This is a genomic window from Streptomyces sp., assembly GCF_035644915.1.
GTDB lineage: Bacteria > Actinomycetota > Actinomycetes > Streptomycetales > Streptomycetaceae > Streptomyces.
On record NZ_DASQNP010000083.1, the window covers coordinates 1 to 18,242 of the forward strand.

15 protein-coding genes and 1 tRNA gene are annotated in these 18,242 nt (G+C 74.9%); 8 read left to right on the forward strand and 8 right to left on the reverse strand.

The features are described from left to right. Positions 1-59 precede the first annotated feature (59 nt). The 3 genes from VE546_RS09930 (at position 60) to VE546_RS09940 (ending at position 2,148) form a co-directional block, all read left to right on the forward strand. Positions 60-133: transfer RNA gene (locus VE546_RS09930), tRNA-Ala, on the forward strand. Between the two features lie 499 nt (positions 134-632). Beyond that, positions 633-1,472 carry a DUF4397 domain-containing protein gene (locus VE546_RS09935; protein ID WP_324920772.1) on the forward strand — a complete coding sequence of 280 codons (840 nt, stop codon included), beginning with the start codon at positions 633-635 and terminating at the stop codon, positions 1,470-1,472. A 4-nt stretch (positions 1,473-1,476) separates the two neighbouring features. After that, entirely contained in the window at positions 1,477-2,148 is a 672-nt protein-coding gene (locus tag VE546_RS09940) for a class F sortase (RefSeq protein WP_324920773.1), read from the forward strand. Positions 2,149-2,186: 38 nt separating this feature from the next. Here the strand turns inward: VE546_RS09940 and VE546_RS09945 are convergent, their stop codons facing one another. The 3 genes from VE546_RS09945 to VE546_RS09955 form a co-directional block, all read right to left on the reverse strand. After that, entirely contained in the window at positions 2,187-2,948 is a 762-nt protein-coding gene (locus VE546_RS09945) for a class I SAM-dependent methyltransferase (RefSeq protein WP_324920775.1), read from the reverse strand. A 77-nt stretch (positions 2,949-3,025) separates the two neighbouring features. Beyond that, positions 3,026-3,949 (reverse strand): arylamine N-acetyltransferase family protein, encoded by a 924-nt coding sequence (locus VE546_RS09950; protein ID WP_324920776.1) that lies wholly within the window; start codon positions 3,947-3,949, stop codon positions 3,026-3,028. Between the two features lie 117 nt (positions 3,950-4,066). Continuing rightward, a complete protein-coding gene (locus VE546_RS09955) occupies positions 4,067-4,546 on the reverse strand; it encodes a GNAT family N-acetyltransferase (RefSeq protein ID WP_324920778.1) in 480 nt (159 codons plus the stop codon). A gap of 22 nt (positions 4,547-4,568) precedes the next feature. On the opposite strand from VE546_RS09955, the gene VE546_RS09960 reads away from it, so the two are divergent. Beyond that, complete coding sequence (locus VE546_RS09960) at positions 4,569-5,366, forward strand: exodeoxyribonuclease III (protein WP_324920779.1); 798 nt, start codon at positions 4,569-4,571, stop codon at positions 5,364-5,366. 17 nt (positions 5,367-5,383) lie between these two features. Here the strand turns inward: VE546_RS09960 and VE546_RS09965 are convergent, their stop codons facing one another. Continuing rightward, positions 5,384-6,580 (reverse strand): FUSC family protein, encoded by a 1,197-nt coding sequence (locus tag VE546_RS09965; RefSeq protein WP_324920781.1) that lies wholly within the window; start codon positions 6,578-6,580, stop codon positions 5,384-5,386. Between the two features lie 70 nt (positions 6,581-6,650). Next, the gene (locus VE546_RS09970; RefSeq protein WP_324920783.1) at positions 6,651-7,523 is read right to left on the reverse strand and encodes a MerR family transcriptional regulator; all 873 of its coding nucleotides are present in this window, start codon (positions 7,521-7,523) and stop codon (positions 6,651-6,653) included. A gap of 178 nt (positions 7,524-7,701) precedes the next feature. Here VE546_RS09970 and VE546_RS09975 point away from each other — a divergent pair, with 178 nt between their 5' ends. From VE546_RS09975 to VE546_RS09985, 3 genes are read left to right on the forward strand one after another with little or no spacing between them, the layout of a single operon-like run. After that, positions 7,702-9,243 (forward strand): NAD(P)/FAD-dependent oxidoreductase, encoded by a 1,542-nt coding sequence (locus tag VE546_RS09975; RefSeq protein ID WP_324920785.1) that lies wholly within the window; start codon positions 7,702-7,704, stop codon positions 9,241-9,243. Then, entirely contained in the window at positions 9,240-10,241 is a 1,002-nt protein-coding gene (locus tag VE546_RS09980) for an alpha/beta hydrolase (RefSeq protein ID WP_324920786.1), read from the forward strand. Before VE546_RS09975 ends, VE546_RS09980 begins: the two co-directional genes overlap by 4 nt. Continuing rightward, on the forward strand, positions 10,242-11,129 hold the full coding sequence (locus tag VE546_RS09985) for an SDR family oxidoreductase (protein WP_324920788.1): 888 nt from the start codon (positions 10,242-10,244) through the stop codon (positions 11,127-11,129). It abuts the gene before it with no gap. 108 nt (positions 11,130-11,237) lie between these two features. Here VE546_RS09985 and VE546_RS09990 read toward each other — a convergent pair whose 3' ends face one another. After that, a complete protein-coding gene (locus VE546_RS09990) occupies positions 11,238-11,447 on the reverse strand; it encodes a hypothetical protein (protein WP_324920789.1) in 210 nt (69 codons plus the stop codon). 86 nt (positions 11,448-11,533) lie between these two features. Next, positions 11,534-15,040 (reverse strand): S41 family peptidase, encoded by a 3,507-nt coding sequence (locus tag VE546_RS09995; protein ID WP_414720440.1) that lies wholly within the window; start codon positions 15,038-15,040, stop codon positions 11,534-11,536. Positions 15,041-15,247: 207 nt separating this feature from the next. On the opposite strand from VE546_RS09995, the gene VE546_RS10000 reads away from it, so the two are divergent. Beyond that, the gene (locus tag VE546_RS10000) at positions 15,248-17,470 is read left to right on the forward strand and encodes an MMPL family transporter (RefSeq protein WP_324920792.1); all 2,223 of its coding nucleotides are present in this window, start codon (positions 15,248-15,250) and stop codon (positions 17,468-17,470) included. Positions 17,471-17,652: 182 nt separating this feature from the next. Here VE546_RS10000 and VE546_RS10005 read toward each other — a convergent pair whose 3' ends face one another. After that, the gene (locus VE546_RS10005; protein WP_324920794.1) at positions 17,653-18,066 is read right to left on the reverse strand and encodes an SsgA family sporulation/cell division regulator; all 414 of its coding nucleotides are present in this window, start codon (positions 18,064-18,066) and stop codon (positions 17,653-17,655) included. Positions 18,067-18,242: the final 176 nt, after the last annotated feature.

Consider the following 18,242-nt stretch of genomic DNA (forward strand, 5'->3'; position numbering starts at 1 on the left):
CAGCGCGGAACGGATTTCCGCGCGGGCCGGTGGGGATGCTAGGGTTTCACCCGTCGCAAGGGCCTGTAGCGCAGTCCGGTAGCGCACCTCGTTCGCATCGAGGGGGTCAGGGGTTCAAATCCCCTCAGGTCCACCGCACACGACGGCTCGCGGGTCACCCCGCGAGCCGTTCGCATGCTCCCGGTCCGACGGTCGCCGTCGGGCCGGGAGCATGGCGTTTCGGCCCCGCGCGGGCGGGGGTCGCCCCCGAGGGGTGCATGCCGCCCATGCGGATGCGGAGCCGTCCTGCTCCCGCCGGGCGTGGTCCCCCGTGCGCGGGGAGCGACAAGTGGCAAATCCCCCTATATGAACACATACTGGCGCAAGTGCCGCTCCGGGCGCATCGCCCGGGATGCGGGCGTCGCGCCGCCCCGTGGCGACCGGGGTGGACGCAGCGGGCCCTGACCAGGGAGCCCGCCCGAACCGGCACGCCCTCGCCGGTGACCGCGCGACAGCACGGCAGTCGTCGAACGCCGGAGAAGGGCCGGCGGAGAAGCGGAGAACGGTCGCGCGGTGCGGCCGGGAGGGCAGGCCGTCCGGAAGAGGGGTGAAGCCCCGCGTCCGAGCGGGGCCCCCACGAAGGGAGTTCCCCGATGAACTCACGCAGCAGGACCATCGTCACCGCCACCGCCGCCACCTGCGTCCTGGCCCTCGCGGTGGCCGCACCCGCCGCGGCGGGAGCCCCGGCACAGGACGGGGGCAAGGCGTCGGTGTCCGTCTTCCACGGCGTTCCCGGCCTCACCGTCGACGTGTACGCCAATGACAAGGAGTTGCTCCCCGACTTCGCACCCGGCACCCTGACCGCTCCCCAGGCCCTGGACCCGGGCACCTACGACATCGAGGTCTTCCCGGACGGTCAGGGGCCCGGCGGCGAACCCGCCATCCGCAAGAGCGTCCAGGTCCCGGCCGGGGCGAACGCCACGCTCGCCGCCCACCTCGACGCGCAGGGAAACCCCACGCTCACCGCGTTCGTCAACGACGTCTCCCGCGTCCCCGCAGGTCAGGCGCGGCTGACCGTCCGTCATGTGGCCGCGGCCCCCGCGGTGGACGTCCGCGCGAACGGCCAGGCCGTCTTCGAGGGCCTGGAGAACCCGAACGAGGACACGGCCGAGGTGCCCGCCGGCACGGTGAGCGCCGACGTCGTCCTGGCCGGGACCTCCACCGTGGCGATCGGTCCCGCCGACCTGAACCTCGCCGAGGGCACGACCAACATCGTCTACGCCTGGGGCAGTGCCGAGGACGAGAACCTCGCCCTGAAGGTGCAGACGATCCGCGGCACGCCCGCCGCCCCCGGCGGGGTGGACGCCGGCGGGAGCGGCGCGATGGCCGCGGACAACGAGTCCGCCACGGCCTGGCTCGCCTGGGGTACGGCGGGCGCCGTCGCGGTCGCCGGTCTGCTGGCGGCACGCCGCCGGTACTCCCGGAACGGCTGACGGCATGCGCGCCTCCGCACGGGGAGGCGCCCCCTCCGCGGTGGCCTCCGCGGTCGCCGCGTCCGTGGCCGCGGTCCTGGCGGCGTCGCTCGCCTGGACGCTGTGGTCCCCCGGGGCCGCCGCCCCTCCGGAGTTCGGCGACCGGCCGCGGGCCCAGGCGCCCGCGGCCGGGCCGCCGGACGGCCGGGGCTCCTCCTCCGTCCGGCGGGAGGGGCCGCCGGGCGCCACCGCGGAGCCGCTGCGCCTGCGCATCCCCCGCGTGTCCCTCGACGCCCGGATCGAGGCCGTCGGGGTCACGGACGACGGCATGGTGGAGGTCCCCGCCGACGCCGGTGAGGCGGGCTGGTACCGCCACGGCCCGCCGCCGGGCGCGCCGGCCGGCTCGGCGGTCCTCGTCGGCCACGTGGACTCCCGCACCGGCGACCTGGGCGCCTTCGCGAAGCTGTACCGGGTCCGCGCGGGCGACGCCGTCACCGTGGCGCGCGAGGGGGCGCCTCCCGCGCGGTACGAGGTGACGGCCCGTGAGGTGGTGGACAAGGAGGAGCTGCCTCCCGAGGTGTTCCGGCGTGCCGGACGGCCGGTCCTGACCCTGGTCACCTGCGCGCCCCCGTACGACCGCGCACGCGGCGGCTACCAGCGGAACCTGGTGGTGTACGCCGTTCCGGTGCGCGGGTGAGGGGCGCGGTCCAGGAGGCGGGGGTCGGGAGGCGCGGTTCAGGAGGCGGGGATCAACGTGAGGTAGGCCATGCCGAGGACGCCCCGGTAGTGCAGCCACGCGGCGCGGTGCCGGTCGGCGCGCTCGCGGGTTCCGGCCGCCAGGGGGTGGTCGCCGTGGGCCGCGAGCCACTCCTCCACGTCGGCCAGGTAGCCCGACTCGAACTCCTCCCACTCGTCCTCGCCCGCCGTCTCGATCCACTCGGGCCGGAACCCGGCGTCGACGGCGGCGCCGACGAGGCCCGCGAGGTCGTGGTGCTCGCCGGCGGAGGCCCCCGGCCACATGCCGGCGAGTTCGGCCGGGGTGGGGGTGCGCTGCCAGAAGCCCTCGCCGAACAGCACGCGCCCGCCGGGACCGACCAGCCGGCGGAGCTCCCGGAGGGCCTCGGCGACGTGCCCGGGCGGCTCGGCGTTGCCGAGCGCCTGCCCGGCGCCGAGGCACAGGACGAGGTCGGCGGGCCCGCGCGTGGTCCCCGTGGCGGACTCCTCGGCGAACTCCATCCGGTCGGCGAGCCCCCGGGCCCCGGCGGCGCGGCGGCCCCGGGCCAGGTCCTCGGCATTGAGGTCGAGCCCGACGCCCGTGGCGCCGGGCACGGCCGCGAGGACGCGGAGCGCCAGCTCGCCCCAGCCGCAGCCGATGTCCAGGACGGTGGCGGGGGCCGTACGGGCGAGCCGCCGGACGATGCGGGCGGCCCTGGCCTCGGAGAGGGGCCCGTGGAAGGTGAGCCGGGTGAGGCGGGGCGGCCGGTCCGTGTCGGTCATCCGGGAACGGTAGTCCCGCGGGCGGCGGCGGGGACACCGGATATCGGGTGCGGGCCGCCGGCGGCCCGCACCCCGCCTCACCCGGCGGGCACCCCGGCCGGCCCGCCGGGCGCGGGAAGGCGTTCCAGCGCCGCGACGAGCGCCGCGCCGTCGTCCGGGGGCAGCGTGATGCCGAAGACGTCCTCCAGCACCCCGGGCGTCTCGCGCGGCTCCAGCCGCCGCACCCGGCGCGAGCCGTCCGCGCGGGCGGTGGTCGCCAGCTCGGTGCCGACCAGGACGTGGCGGACGTCCGGGCCGGTGCGCTGGAAGATCGGGCGCCGGACGAACGGGGAGCGGGGGTGGGTGGAGACGTAGTGGTTGGCCACCGCCCAGTCCACGGCGTACTGCGGGTCCAGGGTGAAGGTGTGCAGGTCGAGCCAGCCGTCGCCGTCCTCGCGCCGCTCGCGGAGCACCCACTCCCCGGAGTCGAGGGTGGCGCCGAGGGGGACGGGGCGCCGCTCCAGCCGGAAGGTCCAGCCGCTGTCGGTGGTCCCGGCGCCGTCGGCCAGCTCGATCGGTTCCAGCGGGCCGGTGCCGAAGCCGACGTCGCAGAGCCACACCCGCCCGGTGTCCGCCGTCTCGGCGGTCTCCACCCGCAGCACGGCGTGGGTCGCGGGGCGGACGCGGTCCGAGCCCAGGCCGACCCGCGAGGACAGCCCGGTGACGCCGAAGCCCAGCCGTTCCAGGGCCGCGGCGAAGAGCCGGGCGTGCTCGAAGCAGTAGCCGCCGCCCGCCCGGCGCACGAGCCTGTCCTGGACGGCGGGCACGTCGATCGGGACCGGCTGTCCGAGGACGGCCCGCAGGTTCTCGAAGGGGATGGTCGTCACGTGCGCGCGGTGCAGGGCGCGCAGGGTCTCCGGGGTGGGGGAGCGGTCCCCGGTGTGGCCGATCCGGGCCAGATAGGCGTCCAGATCCAGCAGCTCACCGTCCCACCGACGGTCCGTGTGGCCGTTCCGTTCCATGGTCGTACGCCTTCCCGTTTCCGGTGGCCGGCCGACGGAAACGACGCTAGGACCTCAAGCGGGATTGAGGTCAAGGGGGACTGGGAGCGGCGGGCGCGGCGGGGCGCGGCCCGGGGATCAGCGCAGCGGCTTGGCGTAGCAGCGGCTGTTGGGCTCGTGGCGGTACACCCCGAACTTCTCGGCCGGCGCGTAGCCGCTCGACTCGTACAGCGCCATCGCCTCCGGCTGCATGGTGCCGGTCTCCAGCACCATCCGTATCCGGCCCGCCCGGCGCGCGTCGTCCTCCAGCAGGGCCAGGATGCGGCGGGCCAGGCCCTGGCCCCGGACCTCGCGGATCACGAACATCCGCTTCAGCTCGGCGTCGCCGTCGCGGTAGTTCTCCTCGTTCCTCTCCATCGCCCGCCAGCCGCCGGTGGCGACGGGGCGGTCCCGCTCGTCGTACGCCACGAGGAACAGGCCGTTCGGCGGCCGGAACATCTCCGGCGCCAGCGGGGTGACGTCGCCCTCCCCGCCGTACCGCTCGGCGTACTCCTGCTGCACCAGCTCGGTGAGCTTCACGGCGTCGGGGTGGTCGAAGGGGGTGGGCACGATGCGCATGTCCGCATCGTAGGGTGCCAGGGTGCTGACGATCTCGACGGTCAACGTGAACGGACTGCGGGCCGCGGCGAGGAAGGGCTACGCCGAGTGGCTGGCCTCGACCGACGCGGACGTGGTGTGCCTGCAGGAGGTGCGCGCCGAGCCGGAGCAGCTCCCGGCCGCGGTGCGCGAGCCGGAGGGCTGGCATGCGCTGTACGCCCCCGCGTCCGCCCGGGGGCGGGCGGGTGTGGCGGTGCTCACCCGGCGTGCGCCGGAGCGGGTGCAGGTGGGGTTCGGGGTGGCCGAGTTCGCGGACTCCGGCCGCTACCTGGAGGTCGACCTGCCGGGGCTGACCGTCGCCAGCCTCTACCTGCCCTCGGGCGAGGTCGGCACCGAGCGGCAGGAGGAGAAGGAGCGCTTCATGGCGGCCTTCCTGCCCTACCTCGCCTCCCTGCGCGAACGCGCGGCCGCCGGCGGTCGGGAGGTCCTGGTCTGCGGCGACTGGAACATCGCCCACCGGGAGGCGGACCTGAAGAACTGGCGGGCCAACCGGAAGAACTCCGGCTTCCTGCCCGAGGAGCGCGCCTGGCTGGACCGCGTCTTCGACGAGGCGGGCTACGCGGACGTCGTCCGCCGCCTGCACCCGGACCAGGAGGGGCCGTACACCTGGTGGTCCTACCGGGGCCGGGCCTTCGACAACGACGCGGGCTGGCGCATCGACTACCACGTGGCCACCGAACCGCTGGCGGCCCGCGCGGTGAAGGCGTACGTGGAGCGCGCGGCCGACCACGCCGGGCGGTGGAGCGACCACGCGCCCGTGACGGTCGTCTACGGGCCCTGACGGCGCCTGACCGGGCGTCAGTCGTCGGTCGGGTCGCCGTCCGGGAGGAGCGAGGCGGTGAGGCGGCGGGCCTCGGCCAGCAACTGGCCGAACACCGCCAGCTCCTCGGGGACGTCGCCGGTGTGCCGGGGGAGTTCGGCGCGGAGCCGGTCCTGGGTGGCGCGGGCCTCGCCGACGGCCTCGCGCAGCTCCGCGCGGGCCGCCTCGGGGTCGTCGCCGGTGACGGTGCGCCCGTAGGCGTCCAGGGCGGCGGCGACCTGGCGGAGGAAACCGGCGTACGGGCGGGTGACGCCGTGGCCGGGCCGGGGGAGTCCGTCGCCGTCGTCGGCGGACTCCAGCAGGGTGCGGGTCAGGCCGGTGAGGTGGTCGGCGATGTGCTCCAGGGTGGCCACGGACTCGTCGTACGCCGCGGCCCGCCGCGCCGTCTCGGCGCGGCGCCGGCGTTCGGGGTTCAGCCGCAGGCTCTCGTGGCTCCACTCGATCGCGGACCGCACGCCGCGGATCAGCCGCGGCAGGCGGCGGGCCCGGTCGTGCCAGGCGAGGATGCGGTCGTACGACCAGGGCCGGTCCAGGCCGTCGGCGATCTCGGCGACGATCTCCCGCGCCTCGCCGATCACGCCGTCCACCGCCTCGCGGGTGCTGCGCAGGTAGACGGGCGGCAGGACCAGCGCGTTGACGGCGATGCCGACGGCCGTGCCCAGCAGCGTCGCCAGGATGCGGGAGACGGTGGAGCCGAGCGTCGTCTCGCCCGGGATCAGGGTGAACAGGGCGGCGGTCGAGGCGTAGATGCCCTGGTCGCCGAAGCGCGGCCAGTTGCTCAGCAGGGTGGTGACGGGCAGGACGAGGACCATCATCAGCAGCGGGTGGCCCAGGGGGATGACCAGGGCCGCGGCGAGCACGGTGCCCACGGTGATCGCCAGGGTCTGGCGGAGCCCCTGCCGCACCGAGCGGTAGACGGTCGCCTGCACCAGGACCACGGCCACCCACGGCGCCATCAGGGCGAAGGCGTCGGGCAGCAGCCAGGAGGCGGCGAACCAGGCGACGACGGCGGCGAGCGCGGCCTTGAGGGACTGGACGGCCAGGTCGCGTTCCCGGCCCGGCCTCCGCCAGGCGCGGCGTGCGGCGCGGGTCATCCAGGCCGCCTCCGACCGTACGGCCCGTACGGGCGCGGCGATCCTCCGGGTCCGCGGCGGCGCGGATCGTATGTGTGGCATGCGGGTACCCCTGCCACGCGGGCGGCGGGTCATGCGTGGCGGGCCCGGCCGGGCGGCGGGTGCGGCGGGGTCAGGAGCCGGAGTCGTCGCCGAAGTCGCCGTTCCCGGGCCCGGGTGCGTCCTCCGGGCGCGGCCAGGACTCCAGTTCGGCGCGGATGCGGCGGTCCATGGCCAGGGCCAGTTCGGCGTCGGCGACCTGCTTGGACAGCGGGCGCAGCCGGTCCATGACCCCGGTGAGGCGCCGGAGTTCGGCGGGGGACAGCTCGCGGACGTCCGCGAACAGGTGGTCGCGGACGAGACGGGTGAACAGGTCGGCGATGGCGTCGGCGTGTTCGCGGACCACGCGCCCGGCTTCCAGCACCGCCGCCAGCGGTATCCCCTCGCGCACCAGCGCGGTGGAGGCGTCGAACAGCCGGCGGCTGACGTGGACCACCTCGTCGCCGTCGACGGCGACGTAGCCGAGCTCCAGGGCGGTGGCGAGGTTCTCGGAGGTGACCTCGCCGGGGAAGTGGGCGGCCAGTTCCTCGGCGGTGAGGCGGACGGGGGTCTCCTCCGACCAGGGCGAGACCAGGGTGCTCTCCAGGCCGAGCAGTTCGGCGGCGCCGCCCGCGTCCTGGCCCTTCTCGAAGGCGGCGATCAGGTCGGCGATGCCGCCGAGGGTGTGGCCGCGGGCCAGCAGGGCGGAGATCGTCCGCAGCCGGGCGAGGTGGTGCTCGTTGTACCAGGCGATGCGGCCCTCGCGGCGCGGCGGCGGGAGGAGTTTGCGCTCGCGGTAGAAGCGCAGGGTGCGCACGGTGATGCCCGCCGCCTCCGCGAGCTCGGCCGTGCGGTACTCGGCGGGCGCCCGGTCGCCGTCCCCGCCGGCGGTCCGGACGCCGCCGTCGTCCCCCGCCGTGCCGGCTGCCCGGTCCGCTGGTGCTGTGTCCGCTGCTGTGTCCGCCACACCCGGAAGCCTAAGCGGCACGGGCCGCGCCCCGGACGGCCGGGAAGGGGTGCAACCAGCGGTAACTTTCCCCGTCGCGCCCCCTACCCATGGGTACGGTCCTGCTCTACCCTCCCAATCATGCCAGTGATTACTGGCATGATTCGTGCCTGAACCAGAGCGGGAGTCGGGAGGCGGCATGGCCCAGCACGAACACGTACGGGTGGCGGTGATCGGATCGGGGTTCGGGGGACTGGGCGCCGCCGTACGGCTGCGCCGCGCGGGCATCACGGACTTCGTGGTCCTGGAGCGCCGCGACTCCGTGGGCGGCACCTGGCGGGACAACAGCTACCCGGGCTGCGCCTGCGACGTGCCCTCCCACCTGTACTCGTTCTCGTTCGCGCCCAACCCCGACTGGCCGCGGAACTTCTCCGGGCAGCGGCACATCCGCGCGTACCTGGAGCGGGTCGCCGACACCTTCGGGCTGCGCCCGCACCTCCGCCTCGGCTCCGAGGTGCTCCGGGCGCGCTGGGACGGCGAGGAGCTGCGCTGGGAGGTCGAGACCAGCGGCGGGACCCTGACCGCCGACATGCTCGTCTCGGCCACCGGCCCGCTCTCCGACCCGAAGATCCCCGACATCCCCGGCCTGGACGGCTTCCCGGGCAAGGTCTTCCACTCCGCGCGGTGGGACCACGACTACGACCTGCGCGGCAAGCGCGTCGCCGTGATCGGCACCGGGGCCTCCGCCATCCAGATCATCCCGGAGATCCAGCCGGTCGTCGGCAGGCTCACCGTCTTCCAGCGCACCCCGGCGTGGGTCATGCCGCGCATGGACCGGGAGATCACCGGGGTCGAGCGCTGGCTGCACGCCAAGGTGCCCCCCACCCGGGCCCTGCGCCGTCAGATGCTGTGGCTGGTCAGGGAGTTGCAGGTCGGCGCCTTCACCCGGCACCCCGCGCAACTGGGCCTGGTGGAGAAGCTCGCCAGGCACCACATGACCAAGGTCGTCAAGGACCCGGTGCTGCGCGCCAAGCTCACCCCCGACTACCGCATCGGCTGCAAGCGCATCCTGCTGTCCAACACCTACTACCCGGCCCTCGTCCGGCCCAATGTGGACGTCGTCGCCTCCGGCCTGCGCGAGGTGCGCGGCAGCACCCTGGTGGCCGCCGACGGCACCGAGGCCGAGGTGGACGCGGTGATCTTCGGCACCGGCTTCCACGTCACCGACATGCCGATCGCCCACCGGATCACGGGCGCGAACGGCACCACGCTGGCCGAGGCGTGGAAGGACGGGATGGAGGCCCTGCGCGGCTCCACGGCCGCGGGCTTCCCCAACTTCATGACGATCATCGGGCCCAACACCGGGCTCGGCAACAGCTCGATGATCCTGATCATCGAGGCCCAGCTCAACTACCTGGTCGACTACCTCCGGCAGCTCGACACGCTCAGCACCGCCACGGCCGGCCGGGCCGCCCTCGACGCCCGCCCGGAGGCGGTGCGCTCCTGGAACCGGCGCATCCAGGAGCGCATGCGGCGCACGGTGTGGACCACCGGCGGCTGCGACAGTTGGTACCTGGACGCGAACGGCCGCAACACCACCGTCTGGCCGGGCACGACCGGCGAGTTCCGCAGGGTGACCCGGCGGGTCGACCTCGCCGAGTACCAGGTGCTGCGCGCCCCGGCCCGTACGGCGGGGCGGCGGGCGGCGCGCGCGGCGGAGGCGGCGGAGGCGGCCCGGTGAGCCGGGCCCGCCCCGGGCGCCCGGCCCCCGGGCCGTACGCCCCGCCCGCCGCCCGCCGCGAACTGACCGTGACCTCCGCCGACGGCTCCCGGCTGCACGTCGAGGAGCACGGTCGCCAGGACGGGCCCACCGTCGTCCTGGTGCACGGCTGGACCTGCTCGACGGCCTTCTGGGCCCCCGTCGTCCGCCGCCTGGCGGGCGACCACCGGGTGATCGTCTACGACCAGCGCGGCCACGGCCGTTCGCCCGCCCCGGGGCCCGGCGGCTACAGCACCGGCGCCCTCGCCGACGACCTGTGCGCCGTCCTGGAGGCCGCCGGCTCCCGGGCGGTCGTCGCCGGGCACTCCATGGGCGGCATGACCGTGATGGCCGCCGCCGGACGGCCGCACCTGCGCGAGCGCGTCGCCGCCGCGCTGCTGTGCAGCACCGGCAGTTCCCGGCTGCTGCACGAGTCCACGGTGGTGCCGCTGCGGGCCGGGAGGCTGCGCCACCGCGTCCACCGGGCCGTCCTCGGCTCCAGCCTCCCCCTCGGTCCCGTGACGCCGCTGGGCCTGCGCGTCCTGCGCCACGGGACGATGGGGCCCGCCGCCACCCGGGAGCAGGTGGAGGCGTGCGCCCGCATCGTGCACGCCTGCCCGCGCAAGGTGCGCGCCGCCTGGGCGCGGGAGGTCCTGGCGGTGCTGGACCTGGACGCCCACCTCGCCGCGCTGGACCTGCCGGTCGCCGTCGTCGTCGGCGAGAAGGACCGGCTCACCCCGCCGGTGCACGCGCGGCGGCTGGCCGGGGCGCTGCCGCACTGCACCGGCCTCACCGAGCTGCCCGGAGTCGGCCACATGACGCCCGTCGAGGCGCCGGGGACCATCGCCGGCGCCGTGGCCGCGCTGGTGCGCGACCACCTGGCGGGCGGGGCGCGGCCCGGGGCACCGTCCGTCGAGTCGTCCGCCGGTCCGTCCGGCGAGTCGTCCGTCGAGCTGTCCGTCGAGAAGGAGATGTCGTAGATGGGACGCAGGAGCCTGCGGGGCCAGGTCGCGGTGGTGACGGGCGGCGCCCGGGGTGTGGGCGAACTGCTCGCCCGCAAGCTCGCGGCGCGCGGCGCGCGGATCGCGCTGGTCGGGCTGGAACCGGAGGAACTGGAGAAGGTCTGCGGGACGCTGCCGACGGACTGCGCCCACTGGCACGCCGACGTCACCGACCGCGCCGCGATGGCCCGGGTGGCGCGCGAGGTGAGGGAGCGCTTCGGCGCGGTGGACGTCGTCGTCGCCAACGCCGGGGTGGCCACCGGCGGCCCGTTCGCGGACTGTGACGAGACCTCCTGGCGGCGGGTGGTCGAGGTCAACCTGATCGGCAGCGCCACCACCGCCCGCGCCTTCCTGCCCGCGCTGATCGAGTCGCGCGGCTACCTGCTCCAGATCGCCTCGCTCGCCGCGATCACCCCGGCCCCGCTGATGACGGCGTACTGCGCTTCCAAGGCGGGCGTGGAGGCCTTCGCGCACAGCCTGCGCGCGGAGGTCGGCCACCAGGGCGTACGGGTGGGTGTCGGCTATCTGAGCTGGACGGACACCGACATGGTGCGCGGCGCCGACCAGGACGAGGTGCTGCGCGAGCTGCGCGGCCGGCTGCCCTGGCCGGCCGGCAGGACGTACCCGCTGGGCCCGGCCGTGGACCGGCTCGTCGCGGGGATCGAGCGCCGCTCGTTCCACGTCTACGGGCAGGGGTGGCTGCGCGGCATGCAGCCGGTCCGCGGTGTCCTGCCCGGGATCATCGGCCGGGTCGGGCAGCGCGAGATGCGGCGCTTCGCACCGCGCCTGGCCGCCGCGGGCGGCGTCCGCACCGGGCTGGTCGGCGCGGGGGGCGCGGCGGACGAGAAGGCGCGCGCCGAGGGCTGAGCGCGGGAGCGGGCGCGGAGGGCCGGACGCCGGGACACGGCACCGGGCCCGGAGGGCAGTGCCCTCCGGGCCCGGCGTGGGTGGTGTGGTTGTTCTCCGGACAGGGCTCTATGCGTCCGGCCGGTCCTCCTCGTCCCACTCCGGAGGACTGTCCTGGCGGGGGTGGACCTTCCAGTCCTCCTCCTCGCGGTCGCGGCCGGGCCGCCGGCGGGAACGGACGCCTCCCTCGCGGGAGCCGCCCGGCGCGTTCTCGCCGTGGTCGCGTGTGATTTCACTCTCGTCACTGAAGTCGTCCGCGTGCCTGTCCGACCTGCCCATGAGTACTCCCTGGGGTGTCGATGCGGTCGGTCCCCTTCAGCCTGGCACGGACCGGCGGTCCCCGCACATCGGACGGGGCGTGCGGGTCACGGCCGGGGCGGCAGCGGCGGGCGGCGGCGGTCCGGCACGTCGTCGTAGCCGGGCGGCTCGGCCGCCGGGTGCCGTTCCAGCAGGTCCAGCGCGGTGCGTACGGCCGTCTCCAGCATCGGGTGGCGTTCGGCGGCCCAGTCCCGCGGGGTCCGCAGGACCTCGATGTCGGGTTCCACGCCGTGGTTCTCCACGGACCACTTGTACTCGGCGAACCACGCCGCGTTCATCGGCACCGTGATGACCGTGCCGTCGCCGAGCCGGTGCCGTCCGGTCATCCCGACCACCCCGCCCCAGGTGCGGGTGCCGACCACCGGGCCGATCCCCAGCAGCCGGAACGCCGCGGTGATCATGTCGCCGTCGGAGGAGGTGGCCTCGTCGGCCAGGGCCACGACCGGGCCGCGCGGGGCGTTGGAGGCGTAGCTGACGGCCTGGGCGTCGCGCACCAGGTCCCAGCCGAGGACGGTCCGGGTCAGCGCCTCGACCACCAGCTCGCTGATGTGGCCGCCCGCGTTGCCGCGCACGTCCACGATCAGCGCGGGCCGGGACACCTCCATCCGCAGGTCGCGGTTGAACTGGGCCCAGCCCGAACCGCCCATGTCCGGGATGTGCAGGTAGCCGCACTTCCCCCGGCTCAGCTCCCGTACGACCGCCCGCCGCCGGCGCACCCAGTCCTGGTAGCGCAGCGGGCGCTCGTCGACGAGCGGCACGACGGCGACGCGGCGGGGGCGCTCCGGCCCGGAGCCGTCCCCGGAACCGCCGGTGTCCCGGGCGTCCTGGGTGAGGAAGGTCAGTTCGACGGTGGTGCCGCCCGCGGCGGCCAGCAGCGGCGACGGGCCGGCCACCGGGTCCACCGGGCGGCCGTCGACGTGGGTGAGCACCGCACCGTCGCGGATGCCGGAGCCGGCCAGCGGCGAACGGGCCCGGGAGTCGGAGGAGTCGCCGGGCAGGATGCGCTCCACCCGCCACCGGCCGTCCCCGTCGCGGACGAAGTCGGCGCCCAGCAGCCCGATCGGCCGCTGGTAGTGGGCCGGTCCCTCGTTGCGCCGGGCGGCCGTCACGTACGCGTGCGAGGTGCCCAGCTCGCCCACCGCCTCGCGGAGCAGGTCGGCGAACTCGTCCGGGGAGGCGACCCGCTCCACCAGCGGGCGGTACTGGTCGAGGACCGCGTCCCAGTCGACGCCGCACATGCCCGGCTCCCAGAAGTACGCCCGCATGATCCGCCCCGCCTCGTCGTACGCCTGCCGCCACTCCGCGCAGGGATCGACGTCGTGATGGATGCGGCGCAGGTCCAGGTGCGTGGTGGAGTCGCCGTCGGCGTGCTCGGTGGCCGGGACCGCCCGCAGGTCGCCGTCGTCGTTGACCACCAGCCGGGTGCCGTCGCCGCTGACCGCGAACCAGTCGAGGTCGCTGGTCAGCTCGGTCCGCTTGGCCTTGACCAGGTCGAAGTGCTCCAGCGTCGGACGGCCGGAGGTGTCGGCCGGGTTGGCGAAGGTCTCGCCGAGTGCCCCGGAGATCGGCCAGCGCAGCCAGACCAGTCCGCCGCCGCTGACCGGATGGAGGGAGGAGTACTTCGAGGCCGCCACGGGGAACGGCGTGACCCGGCTGCCCAGCCCCTCGGCCTCCACCAGCACCGTGCCCTCCTCCCCGCCGGAGGAGTCCGGGTCCAGCCCGCCGGCCGCCGGGCGGCCCTCGGGGGAGAGCGCGAAGGGCGAGGGCGTCGCCGAGGACAGCGGCACCAGGTACGGGCGGCAGCCCAGCGGGAAGGACAGGTCGCCGGTGTGCACGTCGTAGACCGGGTCGAAGCCGCGCCAGGAGAGGAAGGCGAGGTAGCGGCCGTCGCGGGTGAAGACGGGCTGCTCGTCCTCGAAGCGGCCGTCGGTGACGTCCAGGATCGTCCGGTCGGACAGGCGGGCGATCCTGATGTGGCTGAGCGCGCCGCCGGTGCCGGGATGGGCCCAGGCCAGCCACTGGGAGTCGGGGGAGAAGGCGAGGTGGCGCACCGGGCCGTTCTCGGACCGGACCAGCTCGGTGACCTCGGCGTCCATGGCACTCACGGCGTCCGCGGCGTCCCCGGTGCCTGAGCCGCCGCCGGTGTCCTGGGCGTCCTGGACGTCCCCGGTCTCCGGCGCGCGGTCGTCCGGCCCGCCGTCGGTGCTGTCGTCCGTGCCGCCGCCCGGTTCCGCGTCCGTCCCGCCGGTCCGCGCCTCCCCGGTGCCGGCGCCGGTGCCCACCAGCAGCAGCCGGCCGTCGTGCGAGGCGACGGCGAGCGTCCCGCCGTCCGGGGAGGCGGCCAGCTCGTGCACCCGCCCCAGCCGCCCGGCCGCCAGGCGCCGCGGGTCGCGGCCCCCGCTGACCCGCGGCAGGTGGGCGATCTCCACGGCGTCCTCGCCCTCGGCGTCGGTGACGTAGGCGATCTGCCCCGAGGAGCCGAGCATCTCCGGCAGCCGCACCCGTACGCCCGGGGTGTCGGCGATCACCCGCGCGGGACCGTCGCGGTGCGTGAGCCAGTACAGGCTGCCGCGCACGCCCACCGCGCTGGCCCGCCCGGTGGTGTCCACGGCCAGGGAGTTCACGTGGCCCGCGGCCGGCACCTGGTAGGAGCGGCGCCCGGCGCGCGGTCCGCCCAGCCGTACGGACAGGCGGCGCGGCCGTCCGTCGCGGGAGAAGTCGTCCACCAGCCACAGCTCGCCCGCGCACTGGTACACCACGCGTTCGCCGTCGGTGGAGGCGTGGCGGGCGTAGAAGTCGGCGTGGTCGGTGTGGCGGCGCAGGTCGCCGCCGTCGGGCAGGCAGGAGTAGAGGTTGCCGATCCCCTCGTGGTCGGAGAGGAACGCGATCCGGCCGCCGACGAACATCGGGCAGTCCAGGTGCCCGTACAGCTCCGGGATCAGGCGCTCGCCGTCCAGCCACAGCCGTCCCATCGCCCCGCCGCGGTAGCGCTTCCAGTCGGCGGGCTCGTGGAACGGCTTGCCGGTCAGCAGCAGCGTCCGCCGCTCGCCCGCCAGGTCGGCGACGGCGAGGTGCGCCACCGGACCCCAGGGCAGCCGGTCGCCGGGGCTGCCGTCGGTGGGCAGCCGGTGGGCCCAGGTGAGGTGGGACAGGGGCTGGCCGTGCGAGGCCACGGCCAGGATGTCCCCCTCGGGGGTCCAGCCGCAGACCTGGGTGTCGACGGCCCCCCAGTAGGTCAGCCGCCGCGACGGGCCGCCCTCTATGGGGACGAGGTAGACCTCCGGGTCCAGGCTGCGCCAGTTCGTGTACGCGATGTGGCGGCCGTCGGGGGAGAAGCGGGGGTGCCCGATCCGGGTGCGGTCCACGGTCAGCCGCCAGGCGCGCGGCGGGTCGGCGTCCCCGGGCGCTACGGGGGCGATCCACAGGTCGTCCTCGGCCGTGAAGCACAGCAGTTCGCCGTGGAGGTGCGGGAACCGGAGGTAGCCGCCCGAGGCGGTCGGCGGGGACGGTACGGACGGGCCTGAGGGCCCGGAGGATGCGGTCACCTCTCCCATGGTCGCCAGGTGATCCACCGGGGGCAACTCTTCCGGCCCACCCCGTGGGTTGAGTGCATCGGCAGTGACCTGGCTCTCACTTCCGGGGTGCGCTCATCCCGTCGAATGCGAGACGGCGTCTTATGGCATGGACTGTCAAATATTTCTGTCATCCCGCGTCCGTACGCCACCGGACGCCGTACCGAACTGAGACCGGAGGCCTCACCCGTGGCCACTTTCCTCTACAGACTCGGCCGGTTCTCCTTCCGGCGCCGCCGCATCGTCGCCCTGGTCTGGGTGGCGCTGCTGGTGGCCGCCGGGATCGCCGCGTCCACCGCCTCCAGCCCTCCCGACGACGACTTCGCCCTCCCCGGCACGGAGGCACAGAAGGCCTTCGACCTGATGGAGGAGCGCTTCCCCGCCGCCAACGCCGGCGGCGCCACCGCGCGCGTGGTCTTCCGCGCGCCGAGCGGCGAGAAGATCACCGCCACCGAGAACAAGGCGGCCGTGGAGAAGGTCGTCGGCGAGCTGAGCGGCCCGCAGACCGCCGCCGTCGCCAACCCCTTCACCGCCAAGACCATCAGCCGCAGCGGCACCATCGCCTACGCGAGCGTCCAGTACAAGGTGCCGGTCCAGGACATCACCGACGCCACCCGCGAGGACCTGGAGAAGGCCGCCGACCTGGGGCGGGACGCGGGCCTGACGGTCGAGATGGGCGGTGACGTCCTGTTCACCGAGCCCGACATGGGCCATGGCGAGATCATCGGCATAGCCGTCGCCGCGGTCGTGCTCCTGGTGACCTTCGGCTCGCTGGTCGCCGCCGGGTCGCCGCTGATCACCGCGCTGATGGGCGTCATGATCGGCGTGTCGTCGATCGCGGCGCTGGGCGCCACGCTGGGTCTGTCCGCCACCACCTCCACCCTGGCGACGATGATCGGCCTGGCGGTGGGCATCGACTACGCGCTGTTCATCGCCTCCCGCTACCGCGCCGAGCTGATCGAGGGCCGCGACCGCGAGGAGGCGGCCGGGCGGGCCGTGGGCACCGCCGGCTCGGCGGTGGTCTTCGCCGGACTCACCGTGGTCATCGCCCTCGCCGGGCTGGCGGTGGTCAACATCCCGATCCTGACCAAGATGGGCCTGGCCGCCGCCGCCACGGTCGTCATCGCCGTCCTGGTCGCCATCACCCTCGTCCCGGCGGCGCTCGGCTTCATCGGCAAGCGGATCTTCGGCCGCCGCGTCCGCAAGGCCAACCCGGAGACCGGGGTGCCGCACCCCGACGCCGGCGCCGCCGGCATGGGCGTCCGCTGGGCCCGGTTCGTGCTGCGCCGCCCGCTGGCGGTGCTGCTGGCCGCCGTCGTGGGGCTGGGCGTCGTCGCGCTCCCGGTCGCGGACATGAACCTGGGCCTGCCCGACGAGGGCAACCAGCCGACGAGCAGCACCCAGCGCCGGGCGTACGACCTGATGGCCGAGGGCTTCGGCCCCGGCTTCAACGGCCCGCTGCTGCTGATCCTGGACGCCCGCGGCAGCGACGACCCCCAGGCCGCCGCGAAGGCCGTCGGCGACTCCGTCGCCACGCTCGACGGGGTGGTCACGGTGGCCCCGGCGGCGTTCAACGAGGCCGGGGACACGGCGACCATCACGGTCGTCCCCGACTCGCGGCCCAGCAGCACCTCGACCGAGGCGCTGGTGGAGGACATCCGCGACCGGGCGGACGAGTACCGGAAGCAGACCGGTGCCGTGGTGCTCGTCTCCGGCGCGACCGCCATCAACATCGACTTCTCGCAGGTGATGGACGACGCGCTGGTGCCCTACCTGACGCTGGTCGTCGGCCTCGCCTTCGTCCTGCTGCTGATGGTCTTCCGCTCGGTGCTCGTCCCGCTGAAGGCGGCGCTCGGCTTCCTGCTGTCGGTCCTGGCGGCGCTGGGGGCGGTCGTGGCGGTCTTCCAGTGGGGCTGGCTGGCCGGGCTGATCGGCGTGGAGCAGACCGGGCCGATCATGAGCATGATGCCGATCTTCATGATCGGCGTCGTCTTCGGCCTCGCGATGGACTACGAGGTCTTCCTGGTCACCCGGATGCGCGAGGCCCACGTCCACGGCGAGAAGCCGGGCCAGACCATCGTCACCGGCTTCAAGCTGGGTGCGCGCGTGGTCACCGCGGCGGCGATCATCATGATCAGCGTCTTCGCGGGCTTCATCGGGGCGTCCGACTCGATGATCAAGATGATGGGCTTCGGCCTGGCCGTCGCGATCCTCTTCGACGCCTTCGTGGTGCGCATGGCCGTCGTCCCGGCCGTCCTGGCGCTCCTCGGCGAGCGGGCGTGGTGGCTGCCGCGCTGGCTGGACCGGGTGCTGCCGAACGTGGACGTGGAGGGCGAGAGGCTCCAGCGGCACCTCGGCGGTGGCACGCCCCCCGAGCAGGGGGAGCGGGACGCGGAGCTGAGCCGCGTCTGACGCGGACCGCGGTCCGCGGACGGGACCGGGCCGCCGGCCCCTCGGGGCGGGTGGTTCGGTCCCCGGCGTTTTCAGGTGTCTCCCGGTGTTCCCGGCGTCCTGCCGGCGTTTCGGTCCCCGGCGTTCCGGCGCGCGGCGTACGCCCGCGGCCCCTGCCGGGCCCGTGCGCCCGCGCCGGGCGGTCAGACGCCCCTGAGCAGGGCGGTCAGGCGGTTGTCGAGGTCCAGCTCCAGGTGCTCGGTGCCACCGGGCACCAGCTCGTACGTGCCGCGCAGGAAGCGCCGCAGGCCGCCGGTGCCGAACTCGATCACCGCCACCCCCTCCGGCGCGCGCAGCTCGACCACGGTCCGCTCCGTGCCGTCCGGCCGGATGTGCACGTCGCCGTGGCCCACCGCGGAGTGCAGGCCGTCCTCCAGCAGCTCGCGGGAGAACACCCAGGTGACCTCGTGCCCGTCGAGCGAGACGTCGGGTGGGAAGACGATCCGCACGGCGAAGGGGTCGTGCCGGTCGTAGCGCAGTGCGACGGGGATCTCCCGGGTGACCGAGGGAACGGTGACCAGCCGGGCCTGGACGGTGTGGTCGATGACTGCGGGCATGGTGGTGCTCCTTTTCGAGGGGGCCTGTTTTCCTACGACCCCGCCTGGACGTTTTCATGACAACGAATCGCGAACAATCCATGGGGAATCTGCGGCGGTTCTGTGAGGGTCCGGCATTCGTTCCGAGTGCCCCGGATGGGGTGAACACCGCCATCGGCCGGAAAACCGGACGGAAG

Bases quoted from the DNA above. Each gene is read 5' to 3' on its own strand.
- VE546_RS09935 (WP_324920772.1), top strand. From the start codon at position 633: ATGAACTCACGCAGCAGGACCATCGTCACCGCCACCGCCGCCACCTGC.
- VE546_RS09940 (WP_324920773.1), top strand. From the start codon at position 1,477: ATGCGCGCCTCCGCACGGGGAGGCGCCCCCTCCGCGGTGGCCTCCGCG.
- VE546_RS09945 (WP_324920775.1), bottom strand. From the start codon at position 2,948: ATGACCGACACGGACCGGCCGCCCCGCCTCACCCGGCTCACCTTCCAC.
- VE546_RS09950 (WP_324920776.1), bottom strand. From the start codon at position 3,949: ATGGAACGGAACGGCCACACGGACCGTCGGTGGGACGGTGAGCTGCTG.
- VE546_RS09955 (WP_324920778.1), bottom strand. From the start codon at position 4,546: ATGCGCATCGTGCCCACCCCCTTCGACCACCCCGACGCCGTGAAGCTC.
- VE546_RS09965 (WP_324920781.1), bottom strand. From the start codon at position 6,580: ATGCCACACATACGATCCGCGCCGCCGCGGACCCGGAGGATCGCCGCG.
- VE546_RS09975 (WP_324920785.1), top strand. From the start codon at position 7,702: ATGGCCCAGCACGAACACGTACGGGTGGCGGTGATCGGATCGGGGTTC.
- VE546_RS09985 (WP_324920788.1), top strand. From the start codon at position 10,242: ATGGGACGCAGGAGCCTGCGGGGCCAGGTCGCGGTGGTGACGGGCGGC.
- VE546_RS09990 (WP_324920789.1), bottom strand. From the start codon at position 11,447: ATGGGCAGGTCGGACAGGCACGCGGACGACTTCAGTGACGAGAGTGAA.
- VE546_RS09995 (WP_414720440.1), bottom strand. From the start codon at position 15,040: ATGGGAGAGGTGACCGCATCCTCCGGGCCCTCAGGCCCGTCCGTACCG.
- VE546_RS10005 (WP_324920794.1), bottom strand. From the start codon at position 18,066: ATGCCCGCAGTCATCGACCACACCGTCCAGGCCCGGCTGGTCACCGTT.